We start from the raw sequence: 14,513 nt of genomic DNA on the forward strand, positions 1-14,513 counted from the left end.
TTCACAAAATGTTCATTTTACATAATCTTAATATATATTTTTCTTCTTATTATTTAAATTCGTAAAATAATACGATATATTAAGACTATAGTATGATGTTTATTGTCAGAATATATTGTATAGTTTAATTAAATTACTCAATGACTTTATTTTAACGGAGGTTAACTTAATGAATAAACTAATCCAGTCACTTTCAGCGCTAGGCGTCTCCGCAACTCTAGTTACCCCCAACTTAAGTGCAGAAGCTACTACAAACCACTCTCCTGAACTTAGAGGCGTGAATGATATTGTAATTGAAAAAGGCCAAAACTATAATCTACTTAATGGAATTAGCGCCTATGATAAAGAAGATGGCGATTTAACGCATAAAATTACTGTTGATGGTCATGTTGATACTTCTAAAGTAGGTAAATATAAAGTCAAATATAACGTCATTGATTCAGATGGAGCTAAAGAAACTTCTACGCGATACATAGAAGTTAAGTAATGATGACAATTTTGAGATGAGATGAAATGTCTCATCTTTTTTTATGTCTAAAACCCTTGAAAACACTGAAAATGATAACGTTTCTCAACTATATGCGTATTTCACTTAATTTTGTCATTTTTCACAGAATAGACACATAATTTTAACAAATCTTACATTCCCCGTCATTCCTATTGTTGCTAGTTGTTTCCTATATATAATTATAATTTTTTTTGGATAAGTACTTGTAAATATCGCGTAATAAACTAAAATTAATGATAAGCCCTACATTTGTAGTATTAGGAGGTCAAAAAAGTGTCAAAATTTAAGTCTTTGCTTCTAATGTTCGGCACGCTAATTTTACTTAGTGGTTGTTCGAATGTAGAAGTATTTAATGCAAAAGGGCCAGTAGCAAGTAGTCAGAAGTTCCTGATTATTTATTCAATCGTCTTCATGCTTGTTATTGTTGCTGTTGTACTTACCATGTTCGCTATTTTTATTTTCAAGTATAGCTACAATAAAAACAGCGAAACTGGTAAGATGCACCACAATTCTTTAATTGAAACAATTTGGTTTGTGGTACCTATCATTATCGTTATTGCTTTAGCTATTCCAACAGTTAAAACTTTATACGATTATGAGAAACCACCAGAAAGTAAGGAAGATCCAATGGTTGTATATGCAGTAAGTGCTGGATACAAATGGTTCTTTGCTTATCCAGAACAAAAAGTAGAAACAGTGAATACATTAACTATTCCTAAAAATCGTCCTGTAGTCTTCAAATTGCAAGCTATGGATACGATGACAAGTTTCTGGATTCCTCAATTAGGTGGTCAAAAATATGCCATGACTGGCATGACAATGAATTGGACTTTACAAGCCGATGAAACAGGTACTTTCAGAGGACGTAACTCTAACTTCAATGGTGAAGGTTTCTCTCGCCAAACGTTTAAAGTTCACTCTGTAGACCAAAGTGAATTCGATTCTTGGGTTAAAGATGCTAAGAGCAAGAAAACACTTAGCCAAGATGAGTTTGATAAACAACTCTTACCAAGTACACCTAATAAAGAATTGACATTCAATGGTACGCATATGGCATTCGTTGACCCTGCAGCTGATCCAGAGTACATTTTCTACGCTTACAAACGTTATAATTATGTTCAAAAAGATCCTAACTTTGTAGCTGAAGAAGACTTGTACAAAGATGTTACTGATAAACCACAGAAACCAGCTCGTAAGGTTCAAATCACTAACGCTAACTATAAGCGTCATGGTATGAAACCTATGATTCTTGGTAACAATGATCCTTATGATAATGAATTCAAGAAAGAAGAGGATCATAACGCTAAGGAAATGGAAAAAATCAGTAAAAGCGCGAAAGACGAAAATGCGTCTAAATTTGGTAGCAAAGCAGACAATGATCATGGAGGTGGACATTAATGAATTTTCCATGGGATCAATTACTCGTTAAAGGTAACTGGATGATTACAATGGCACAAATCGGTGCGCCATTCCTAGTTATTGGTTTAATTGCAGTAATTACTTACTTTAAGTTATGGAAATATCTTTACAAAGAATGGTTCACATCCGTAGACCATAAAAAAATCGGTTTAATGTATTTAATTTGTGCTGTACTTATGTTCGTCCGTGGTGGTATTGATGCGTTACTTTTACGTACACAATTAACAATTCCAGATAATACTTTCTTGGAATCAAATCACTATAACGAAATCTTCAGTACGCACGGCGTTATCATGATTATCTTTATGGCTATGCCATTCATTTTTGGTTTATGGAACGTAGTTGTTCCACTACAAATTGGGGCTCGTGATGTGGCGTTCCCAGTTATGAATAACATTAGTTTCTGGTTATTCTTTGTTGGTATGATTTTATTCAACCTTTCATTCATTATTGGTGGATCACCAGCAGCTGGTTGGACAAACTATGCACCATTAGCTGGTGAATTTAGTCCAGACCCAGGTGTTAACTATTACCTAATCGCTATACAGATTTCAGGTATTGGTACATTAATGACTGGTATTAACTTCTTTGTAACAATACTTAGATGTAAAACACCAACAATGAAATTCATGCAAATGCCAATGTTTACTGTAACTACATTTATTACGACTTTAATCGTAATTCTTGCGTTCCCAGTATTCACAATTGTACTTGCATTAATGACAGCTGACCGCATTTTTGGAACTGCATTCTTTACAGTTGCTGATGGCGGTATGCCAATGTTATGGGCAAACTTCTTCTGGGTATGGGGGCACCCTGAGGTTTATATCGTTATCTTGCCTGCATTTGGTATTTACTCTGAAATTATTCCAACATTTGCTCGTAAACGTTTATTCGGTCACCAAAGCATGGTGTGGGCAACTGCTGGTATCGCATTCTTAAGTTTCTTAGTTTGGGTTCACCATTTCTTCACAATGGGTAATGGTGCATTAATCAACTCATTCTTCTCAATTTCAACAATGTTAATCGGTGTACCTACCGGAGTTAAACTCTTCAACTGGTTATTAACATTGTATAAAGGACGTATTACGTTCGAGTCACCTATGCTATTCTCATTAGCCTTCATCCCTAACTTCTTATTAGGTGGGGTTACTGGTGTAATGTTAGCGATGGCATCAGCTGACTATCAATATCATAATACTTATTTCTTAGTAGCTCACTTCCACTATACATTGGTTACTGGTGTAGTATTTGCCTGCCTAGCTGGTTTAATCTTCTGGTATCCTAAGATGATGGGTTACAAATTAAACGAAAAATTAAATGCATGGTGTTTCTGGTTATTCATGATTGGATTTAACGTATGTTTCTTACCACAATTCATTCTTGGATTAGACGGAATGCCTCGTCGTTTATACACTTACATGCCTTCTGATGGTTGGTGGTTATTAAACGTAATCTCAACTATTGGTGCATTATTAATGGCTGTTGGTTTCCTATTCTTAGTAGCAAGCATCGTATACAGTCATATCAAAGCTCCACGTGAAGCTACTGGAGATAACTGGGATGGTCTTGGACGTACTTTAGAGTGGTCAACTGCTTCTGCAATTCCACCTAAATACAACTTTGCTATCACTCCAGATTGGAATGACTATGATACATTTGTTGATATGAAAGAACATGGTCGTCATTATTTAGATAACCATAACTATAAAGACATTCATATGCCAAACAATACACATACTGGTGTGTTTATGGGTATATTCATGTTATTAGGTGGTTTCTTCTTAATCTTTGAAACGATCGTCCCTGCTATAATTTGTTTAGTAGGTATTCTTGGTTCATTAGTTTACCAAAGTTTCGTTCAAGATCATGGTTATCATATCCCTGCTTCTGAAGTTGCTGAAAATGAAGCTCGCTTAAGAGAAGCTCGTATTAAAGAAAGGGAGGCTGTAGGTCATGAGTCATGATACAAATACTGTTGATTCACGTACGCACGAAGGTCAATTAAATAAACTTGGCTTCTGGATTTTCCTTACAGCCGAATTCTCGTTATTCGGTACCTTATTTGCAACGTTAATAACGTTGCAACATGGTGGCGATTACGCAGGCAAAATGACAACTGAATTATTCGAGTTACCGCTTGTATTAATTATGACATTTGCCTTATTAATCAGTTCTTACACATGTGGTATTGCAATTTATTACATGCGTAAAGAAAAACAAAACTTAATGATGTTTTGGATGATTCTTACAGTACTTTTAGGTTTAGTGTTCGTTGGATTCGAAATTTACGAATTCGCTCACTATGTTTCTGAAGGTGTAACACCACAAATTGGATCATATTGGTCTAGTTTCTTCATCCTATTAGGTACACATGGTGCCCACGTATCATTAGGTATTGGTTGGATCATTTGTTTATTAATCCAAGTAGCTACACGTGGTCTTAATAAATACAATGCTCCAAAATTATTTATCGTAAGTTTATACTGGCACTTCTTAGATGTTGTTTGGATCTTCATCTTTACTGCCGTATATATGATAGGGATGGTGTATAGCGGATGAATACAATCGTAAAACATACAGTTGGCTTTATAGCCTCAATCGTCTTGACGTTATTAGCAGTTTTCGTAACTCTATACACAAACATGACATTCCATGCTAAAACAACAATCATCTTTGGCTTTGCATTTATTCAAGCTGCAGTTCAATTATTAATGTTCATGCACTTAACTGAAGGTAAAGATGGTCAAGTACAATCGTTCAAAGTTATCTTTGCGATTATCATCACATTAGTGACTGTTGTTGGTACGTATTGGGTTATGCAAGGTGGACATTCTCACCACTTATAATTTAATATTTATCTCACTAAAAGAACCTGTTATGAAACGCCTTAGCGTTTCAAACAGGTTCTTTCTTTATACTTTCATTTACTATCTTAGATAAGTTATCTTTATATTAAACCAATCATTATATAGGAGATGAATTCAATCATGCGTTTACCATTAATTATAGATACAGACCCAGGTATTGATGATGCAGCTGCATTAAGTGTCGCCCTATTACATCCATCTTTTGATGTTAAAATGATATCTACTGTTAACGGAAATGTTGGTATCGAAAAAACGACCGCAAATGCGCTAAAATTAAAAGCTTTCTTCAACAGTGACGTACCTGTTCATAGAGGTGCTACAAAACCATTAATAAGTAAGGTTATTGATGCTAGTCATGTTCATGGAGAAAGTGGTATGGATGGTTATGACTTCCCTTCTATATCAATAAATCAATTAGCATCAACTAATTCAATAACTGCAATGAGAGATATCCTTTTACAAACAGACACCCCTATCACAATCGTTGCTCTAGGACCACTTACGAACATTGCTTTATTAATAAGTACATTTCCAGAAGTTAAAGATTTTATTAAGGAAATTGTCTTAATGGGTGGTAGCGCTGGACGAGGTAATGTAACACCGCTTGCTGAATTTAATATTTATAGCGATCCTGAAGCAGCTCATATTGTGTTTAATAGTGGCCTCCCTATCACAATGATTGGCCTTGATTTAGCGCGACAATCTTTATTAACGCATGACTATCTAGCGTCATTCGAACATATGAGTCGAACAAGTGCAATGCTTTATCAACTCTTTCAACATTATAGAGAAAAGGACTTTGCTCAAGGGTTAAAATTATATGACGTCTTTACTGTACTCTATCTACTCGACACAGAAAGTTATGAAACACATCTGGCCGATGTACAAATTGAACTACAAGGTACACTGACTAGAGGTGCTACAGTTGTTGATTTTGATTCTCCATATCCTAACTGTACAATAGTTACATCAAGTTTAAATGATAACTACCGTTCCGTATTCAAAAACACACTTAAATAAAAACTAAGGGAGTGAAGAACGACTTCAATACGATTTCGTTTCTCCACTCCCAATTTATTTTTGGAATATTTTTATGTCCTTCCTATTATTAGACCCTTCTCCAATAAGGATAACTAAAGTTGAGAAAGCTTAATTTAAAGGTCCTCTCACTCTAGCCAGCTAATATCAATATTATATAGCCCTATAGATTAATGTTGCCTCAAATGCACGACTTTAGTTACTTCGTTTCATAAATATTTTGACCTAGTAATTGATAGTAAATATGTGAAATCGTCGACTCATTGGATAGCTTAGCATTATCAACTTTATTAGTCGCCAATACAATAATGTAGTCTTTATTAAAGTACACAGTAAATATTTGACCAAAGAATACACCATTAATTCGATTGACTTGTGGTGTCGCATAGAACCCATATCTATATGACTCTGGGTATTTAGTACTTCCAATTTCTTGAAGCAATGAGGTTGTCACCGCTTGATTAAAAATATTATTTTGCTGTAAGTCATTAACTAATCTAGCCATATCATGCGTAGACATAAATAAATTCCCAGCACCATAGTATTGCTCTAAAATATTAGGTTTCATCTTTTTTAATTTATTATTTTTAACTTTATACCCCGTAGCCATATTCTCTTTAAAAGGCTTCTCATTAAAGAAAGCACTGTGTTCTAAGTGATAAGGTTCAGCTAAGTATTTATAGTAATTTTCTACATAAGATTGATGTGTGACTGATTCTATAACCTGTGCTAATACTAAATAATTGGCATCATTATATAAATGTTTATGATAATACTTATTGTTGATCCCTCTTCTTTGGATATCATGTACTGCTCCATCTAAACTTTTAGTATCTGGATTAGCACTAAATTTATATAAACCACTTCTATGTAACATTAAATCTTTCAGAGTAATGGTTTTATTTGTCTTGAACCAAGGTAGATATTTCGTAACAGAATCATTCATATTTATTTTGTTTGATAATTCTAAATGCTTGAGTATTAAGCCAGTAGTAAATTTTTGTGCTGAGCCAATTAAATACATCGTATTTGTGTTGTTCTTTTTCTTACTACTCAAATTTTGGTAACCGTAGCCTTTATCAAGCATTAATTTCCCATCTTTTAAAACTGTAATCGATCCATTAAAATGAACATTCTTTAAATATGTATTAATTTGTTTAATACTAAGATCATCCGCTTGAACCGTTTTTAACTTAGGCGCCTTTTTGTGGTGTTTATCTCTATGCTCAATATAAGTCTTATTATCGTTCACATTATTATATGCACTATCTTTAACACTGTAATTAGTTACTTTAACGACAAATAAAATGACGAGAAGCACTAATACGATTAATACTAAAATAAAAGCTATAATTTTTAATTTGTTATTTTTCATGAGGTCCCTCTTACATCTAAAATAGAAGCGTGTCTAAATCAAAAACTATTCTATCTATATTATTTTTTTATTCATTCAACATTTTATATTATATAACACAACATCATTGAATTCATCTTTCTTTAATCATACACGCATCATTTTTAAATTCATCATACTTTAGTATGATAAAGTATAGTTTATTGCAACGAAATCTCTTTTTTAAATTTTATTTTAATTATGTAAATCTTGTATTAAAATTAAAGTTGTAATTTTCTCCAAAAAGTAATACAATTTAAGGCTATGAGAGTATAGAACACATAAATTCAATTCATTTTAACACCTTTGACTATAAACAAATTACGAAAACTAAAAACTTTATCTTTGATTTTTATGATTTTGCTTAAATAACCACATAGTTGTGTTTATTTTTCGAATTATAAAATCACTTTTAAAAGATAATATGTATAGGAGCAAATGCTATGAACCGATTTTTAAAATATTTTATGATGCTACTCACATTAGTATTAATCGTTGTTCCTGTAATTTTTATCATCAATTTGTACAAAACTTCTGAAAGTGCAATGCAAAACTCTTATGATAAGACTGATTCAAAACGTCAGTCAAGCATTCGAGAAGGTAAAGTAAATCCTTCTAAAGACGCCGTATCAATCTTATTCTTAGGTATCGATGATAATGAAGGTCGCCGAAAAAATGGCCAAACTACGGAACACTCTAGAACAGATTCAATGATTCTTTCTACCTTTAGTCCTGACAAACGTCAAATTCGCTTACTGAGTATCCCACGTGATACGATTAGCTACATTCCTAAAGTTGGTTATTACGATAAAATAACGCATGCACATGCTTATGGTGGTCCTGTAGCTGCAATGGATTCTGTTGAAGCTACTCTAAATGTTCCAGTTGATTACTATGTACGTGTGAATATGGATGCGTTTGTTGAAGCAGTAGATGAACTTGGTGGGATCTATTACGACGTTCCTTATGACTTAAATGAACCAAATACAGACGACAGCGGTAGAATTAAAATAAAAAAAGGATACCAAAAACTGAACGGTGACGAAGCGTTAGCTGTTGCAAGAACAAGACACCATGACTCTGACTTAAAACGTGGCGAAAGACAAATGGATTTAATTAAACTGCTTTTCCAAAAAGCTAAAAGTTTAGATTCATACGATAAATTAGATGACTTAGTAAAAATTGTAGGGAAAAATGCCAAACACAATTTAACCGCTTCTGAAATTAAATCACTCGCATCTATGTATTTATCTGATGATATTGAATTTAAAACATCTCAACTTAAAGGTGAAGATGATTACCTACAAAATATTTACTATTACAATCCGAGCGTAAGTAATATTATGAAATATTCAAATATATTGCGTTCTGATTTAGGACTATCTAAAATAACAGATAAGGATGATTTCTTAGATCAACGTGTAATTAACCATTACGGCACACTAGTACCACTTACACCTCTTGATCAGTCGTTATTGAAAAATAATCAAAAAGATACATCTTCTACTGATGATAGTACTGATAATTCAGCAAGTAACGATAATACAACTGAAACACAGTCAACAGAAACAGATAATTCTAATTCATACGGTGGTTATGACCAAAATAGTCAGGGTACTACGCAAAACGATAATTACAGTCAAACCAACAATGATAATCAGACAAATCAATCCGATTCATTTAATAACAACCAAAATCAAACGAATCAATTATATTAATTGGGAGGATCACATACTATGTCACGTAAAACATATGAAAAAGCTGCTAACATTAACGGCATGTTCAATGTTTTAGAGCAACAAATTATTCATAGCAAAGACATGGCTTTATTCAGAAGTGAGTTCTTTTACGTAAACCACGAACATCGCGAAAATTATGAAGCTCTTTTAGTTTACTACGGTGAGAATTCAATTAACCCTATTGTAAATGGCGCATGTTATATTCTTGCCTTACCTGAAATTTTCAATAAAGTGGATGTTTTTGAATCAGATTTACCATTCTCCTGGGTCTACAATGAGAATGGTATTACCGAGACAATGCAAAGTATTAGCGTACCTCTTCAATATCTCATTGCGGCAGCATTAGAAGTGACTGATGTTACTATATTTAAACCTTCAGGCTACACAATGGGCATGAATAACTGGAATATTGCTCAAATGAGAATATTTTGGCAATATAGTGCCATTGTTCGCCAAGAAGCACTATAAAAACGATATTCCTACTCCTTTTTACTTATTGTTTGTAAAAAGGAGTTTTTTTCTGTTTATAAATCAGATAGAATAACTTTATAATTTTTTTAATTTGAATTTTTTTAATTTTTAATAATTATATCTATAGGGGGGCTTTGAAATGTTTGAAATCGTAAAAAATAAAGACATGTTATCAGATTGTTTTTACATAAGACAAGAAGTATTTGTAAAAGAACAAGGTGTTCCTTTGGAAAATGAATTAGATTCATTTGAAGAAAGTTCAACACATGTTATAGGGTATGATACAAATCATATGCCATTTGCATGTGCAAGATTTAGACCGTATAATGACGCTGCTAAAGTAGAAAGAGTTGCTATTCTAAAAGATTATAGAAAAGATGGGTATGGTAAAACTTTAATGCACGCCATCGAACGTTTTGCGAAAGTTCAAGGATATCAGCAATTAGTATTAAATGCACAAGTACAGGCACAAGGTTTTTACGAGAAACTAGGTTATATGTCAACAGGCACCATTTTTATTGAAGAAAATATCGATCATATCAAAATGTATAAGAATATATAAACAGGGTACATTCAAATTACATATATTATATGTAATTTGTTAATTTCGTTAACCTATTTGATAAATGCGCTTTTAATTATTAATTCTACCCCGCTAACCCCTTAGTAAATTCATAATTTGTTTAATATAAGTAAGAAAGTATTAAAGTTAGTTTACAAATAAGTTAAATCAAATCATAGCAAATTTTAAAATACTATAATGGAATTGTAACTATACTAATAACGAGGAGTAACAATATGACCAATAAGTTTAATTTAAAATTTCCTTCCATGATTGCAATCACTTTATTTGGTGCTGCATTTACAACACAACAAGCACATGCAGCTGAAACGAATCAAAATTCTACCAATACAAATAATGTGATTGATGATCAACAAAATATAAAAAATGCTGAACAGGCTAAAAAAGAAGTAACGAATTCAGCACAAAATGTTTCAGGTGTACAAACATATCAAAATCCTGAAAATGTAAAAGCATCTGTTGCTACAGCAAGTAAAACATACGATGCTAAATTAGATAACTTAAATAAAGTTGATACGTCATCACAAAATCAACAAGGTGCACAAAAACAAAATACAGCTAATACAAATACAACTAATACAAATACAGCAGATTCAAATAGTACGTCAGCTAAAGTTCAAAACAATGAACAACAAGCATCAACATTAAACAAAGTAGACCAAAAAGAGAATACGAATCAAACGCAAAATAATGTGAATACGAATAATCAAACATCACAAGCTTCTGTAAATGCTTCAGAAGTATCTGAACAACAACCAAATGAGCGTACGTCTGCGAATACAAACCAAGAAGCTACACAAGATGTTAAAAACCAAAACAATACAATTGATGAAAGTTCACAACAAACAGCACGTTTAACTTCATCAAATAAAAATAATACAAATCAATCAACTGTTACTCCAACTCAATCTAATCAAGCAGCTCAATCAAAGCAACAAAAAGAGCATAAACAAACGACTACTAAGAACATTAGTACTTATAGTGATAACGCGACAAATGCTAAGCAATCAAATGTAGCGCAAGCTAAATCGTCGAACGTAGCTAATTCTGAAAATACAACAACGCCAAAAGCTTCAATAAAAGCTTCAACGAATGCTACTCAAACGTCAGCATCAAACAACGCGCAATCAGGTTATTCTGGATTTAGATCAGTTGGTGGCAAAGGTGGTTCAGCAACACCCGTAAAAACAGTTAAACGTTATGCTGCTAGAGCAACGACATCATCTTTACCAAAATATAAACCACAAGTTAGTTCATCAATTAACAATTATATTCGCTCAAATAACTTACAAGCACCTAAGATTGAAGAAAATTATTCATCATACTTCCCTAAATATGGCTATCGTAATGGTGTAGGTCGACCTGAAGGTATTGTAGTTCATGATACTGCTAATGATAATTCAACAATTGATGGCGAAATTAATTATATGAAAAATAATTACAATTCAGCATTTGTTCATGCATTTGTTGATGGCAACCGTATCATTGAAACTGCCCCTACTGACTACTTATCATGGGGTGCAGGTCCGCAAGCAAATAATCGTTTCATCAATGTTGAAATTGTGCATACACATGACTATGTTTCATTTGCTAAGTCAATGAATAACTATGCAGATTATGCTGCAACACAATTACAATATTACGGTTTAAAACCTAACAGTGCTGAGAATGACGGTCAAGGTACTGTATGGACACACTATGCTATCAGTCGTTTCTTAGGTGGCACGGATCATTCAGACCCACACGCTTATTTACAAAATCATAACTATTCTTATAACGAATTATATGATTTAATTAATGAAAAATATTTAATTAAAACGGGTCAAGTCGCACCTTGGGGTACAACTTCAAGTAATAACGGTTCATCTAATACAAATAAAGGTGGCTCAAGTAATAGTAGTTCAACTACTACATCACCTAAATTAACCGTTAATGCTAATACTGGACTAGCTCAAATTAAAACAAATAATAGTGGTCTATACACAACCGTTTATGATGCTAAAGGTAAAGCTACAAATCAAGTGCATAACACTCTATCTGTTACTAAATCCGCTACACTTGGCAAAGATAAATACTATTTAGTATCTGACTATAATAGCGGTAAAGTATACGGTTGGGTTAAACAGGGTGAAACGATTTATAACACTGTAAAATCACCTGTAAAAGTTAACCAATCATATAATATTAAATCTGGTACTACACTATATACAGTACCTTGGGGTAATTATAATCAAGTAGCTGGAACGGTTTCTAAATCAAATACTGCACCATTTAAAGCAACAAAATCACAACAAGTAGGCCAATCCACTTATTTATTTGGTTCATTAAATGGTAAAAATGGATGGGTTAGCAAAGCATTCCTAACTGATATAACTAAACCAACATCAGGCAGTAAAACACCATCAGTAGACAACACATTAAAAGTGTCTAACCTTAAAAATACTTTAGGCCAAGTTTCTACTAAGAATAAAGGATCATATACAACTGTTTATGATAAGAACGCAAAAGCAAATGCTACGCTTGGTGGTAAGACGTATAACATCACTAAGAAAGCTACGTTAAACAATAAAGATTATTACTTAATTTCTGATTATAATGGTAATACTTCACGAGGTTGGATTCCGGCTTCAGAAATTACCGTTAAGTCTTCAACACCTACCAAGACAACTGCCACTTATTACAATATTAAAGGTAATGCCAATATTTATGACACACCTTGGGGAACAGCTAAACAAGTTAAAGCTACAGTTCCATCTAGTGGCAAACAATTAAAATCAATTGATAACCTTAAAGTTGGAAATGAAACATACCTACATGGTGTAATCAATAATATTTGGGGTTGGATTAAATCAACTGATGTACAACAAGCACCTAAAGTAAACGCTAAGTTTGCAGTGAATACAACAGCTACTAAACCATCTACATCTTCAACACAAACAGTGTCTAAAGTGGCTCAAGTTAATGCAAATAACAGTGGTGCACACGCAACTGTTTATGATAAAACTGGTAAAAATGCGTCTAAATATGCAAATCGTACTTTCAACGTTTCTAAAGAAAAAACAGTTAATGGTAATACGTATGTGTTACTTCAAAACACTACACAAAATACACCTTTAGGTTGGTTCAATGTTAAGGACTTAAATATTCAAAATTCAAGTTCTGTCCAAAAAACATCAGGCACATACAAAATTAATAATAAAAATAATGGTCTTTACTCAATCGCATGGGGTACAAATCAACAACGTTTAGACAATAAAGACTTAGCTAATCAATCATTTAAAGTATCTAAATCTGTTGTTGTAGGCAATACATCATACTTATATGGTACTGTTAATGGTAAAACAGGTTGGATTGCTAAAGATGACTTAACATCATCTAATACATCATTAAATAATGGTGAAAAGTATCAATATGAATTCATTATTAATAACTATAATGGTTTTTATTATGATGATCCTACCTCTGCAAAAGCAACTTCATTAAAAGCATTTAATGAACAAATTTTCCAAGTAACGAACCGTAAAGTCATCAATGGTAAAACTTGGTATTATGGTAAATTAAGCAATGGTAAGTATGTATGGATTAAAGATACTGATTTGAAGAAAGAATTAGTTAAATATTCAAAATCATATAGAACTTTAAATCAAGCTGTGTCACTTCAACAAAATGCTTATGGTGCACCACCACAAGTTCAAAGAAACGGTTATGGTTGGTCTAATGCTACTTATAGTGAAATTAAAAATGCGATGAATCCTGAACGATTAGCTAAAGATGAAACACTTAAGTATCAATTCTTACGTTTAGATCGTCCACAAAACATTTCTGTAGCAAGTTTAAACCAATTACTTAAAGGTAAAGGTGTACTTGAGAATCAAGGACAAGCATTCAGTCAAGCAGCTGCCACTTCAGGTATTAATGAAATTTACTTAGTTGCACACGCGTTAATTGAAACAGGTAATGGTCAATCTCAATTAGCTAAAGGTGCTAATATTGTTAATAATTATGTTACTACTAAGAGTGCTACAAAATATCACAACGTATTTGGTATAGCTGCATACGATGCTAATCCACTATACAGTGGCATTAAGTATGCTAATCCACTATACAGTGGCATTAAGTATGCTAAACAAGCTGGTTGGAACTCAGTATCTAAAGCTATTATTGGTGGCGCTAAATTTATAGGCAAAGACTATATTAAAGCTGGACAAAATACATTATACAAAATGCGTTGGAATCCAGATCACCCTGCTACGCATCAATATGCAACTGATATTAACTGGGCTAATATTAACGCTCAATATTTAAAACAACTATACAGTGAGATTAAAGCAGTTGGTAAATACTTCGATATCACAAGTTATACTAAATAATGACATTCTTCAGTCAAATAACTGGAAGATAGAATGGTTAAAAAACTAGAAAAGTAGAGGCTGGGACATTTGATTTTGTCTCAGCCTTAATAATGTAAACAATCATTCTTCTGCTATGCTCA

General features: G+C 32.9%; 11 protein-coding genes. 10 read left to right on the forward strand and 1 reads right to left on the reverse strand.

The window, feature by feature from the left end; all coding sequences use genetic code 11:
* Positions 1–169: 169 nt before the first annotated feature.
* From KA828_RS06010 to rihC, 6 genes are all read left to right on the forward strand, one after another.
* Complete coding sequence (locus tag KA828_RS06010) at positions 170–487, forward strand: DUF5011 domain-containing protein (RefSeq protein WP_053029126.1); 318 nt, start codon at positions 170–172, stop codon at positions 485–487.
* A gap of 294 nt (positions 488–781) precedes the next feature.
* A complete protein-coding gene (gene qoxA, locus KA828_RS06015) occupies positions 782–1,906 on the forward strand; it encodes a cytochrome aa3 quinol oxidase subunit II (protein ID WP_075109030.1) in 1,125 nt (374 codons plus the stop codon).
* Entirely contained in the window at positions 1,906–3,894 is a 1,989-nt protein-coding gene (qoxB, locus tag KA828_RS06020; protein WP_210125727.1) for a cytochrome aa3 quinol oxidase subunit I, read from the forward strand. The genes qoxA and qoxB overlap by 1 nt, the downstream gene beginning before the upstream one ends.
* Positions 3,884–4,489: a cytochrome aa3 quinol oxidase subunit III gene (gene qoxC / locus KA828_RS06025; RefSeq protein ID WP_210125728.1), complete on the forward strand. Its 606-nt coding sequence runs from the start codon at positions 3,884–3,886 to the stop codon at positions 4,487–4,489. The genes qoxB and qoxC overlap by 11 nt, the downstream gene beginning before the upstream one ends.
* A complete protein-coding gene (gene qoxD / locus KA828_RS06030; RefSeq protein WP_053029123.1) occupies positions 4,486–4,776 on the forward strand; it encodes a cytochrome aa3 quinol oxidase subunit IV in 291 nt (96 codons plus the stop codon). Before qoxC ends, qoxD begins: the two co-directional genes overlap by 4 nt.
* Positions 4,777–4,917: 141 nt before the next feature.
* Positions 4,918–5,817, forward strand: a complete 900-nt coding sequence (gene rihC / locus KA828_RS06035) for a ribonucleoside hydrolase RihC (RefSeq protein WP_210125729.1) — start codon at positions 4,918–4,920, stop codon at positions 5,815–5,817.
* Positions 5,818–6,034: 217 nt separating this feature from the next.
* Here the strand turns inward: rihC and KA828_RS06040 are convergent, their stop codons facing one another.
* Complete coding sequence (locus KA828_RS06040; protein ID WP_210125731.1) at positions 6,035–7,210, reverse strand: serine hydrolase domain-containing protein; 1,176 nt, start codon at positions 7,208–7,210, stop codon at positions 6,035–6,037.
* 461 nt (positions 7,211–7,671) lie between these two features.
* On the opposite strand from KA828_RS06040, the gene KA828_RS06045 reads away from it, so the two are divergent.
* The 4 genes from KA828_RS06045 (at position 7,672) to KA828_RS06060 (ending at position 14,391) form a co-directional block, all read left to right on the forward strand.
* Positions 7,672–8,946: an LCP family protein gene (locus KA828_RS06045; RefSeq protein ID WP_210125733.1), complete on the forward strand. Its 1,275-nt coding sequence runs from the start codon at positions 7,672–7,674 to the stop codon at positions 8,944–8,946.
* A gap of 18 nt (positions 8,947–8,964) precedes the next feature.
* A complete protein-coding gene (locus tag KA828_RS06050; RefSeq protein ID WP_075109035.1) occupies positions 8,965–9,435 on the forward strand; it encodes a DUF2538 family protein in 471 nt (156 codons plus the stop codon).
* A 142-nt stretch (positions 9,436–9,577) separates the two neighbouring features.
* Positions 9,578–10,000, forward strand: coding sequence for a GNAT family N-acetyltransferase (locus tag KA828_RS06055; protein ID WP_210125735.1), 423 nt, complete (start codon positions 9,578–9,580; stop codon positions 9,998–10,000).
* 236 nt (positions 10,001–10,236) lie between these two features.
* Positions 10,237–14,391, forward strand: coding sequence for a GW dipeptide domain-containing protein (locus KA828_RS06060; RefSeq protein WP_210125737.1), 4,155 nt, complete (start codon positions 10,237–10,239; stop codon positions 14,389–14,391).
* Positions 14,392–14,513: the final 122 nt, after the last annotated feature.

The organism is Staphylococcus sp. GDY8P85P (assembly GCF_017892405.1).
Taxonomy (GTDB): Bacteria; Bacillota; Bacilli; order Staphylococcales; family Staphylococcaceae; genus Staphylococcus; species Staphylococcus borealis.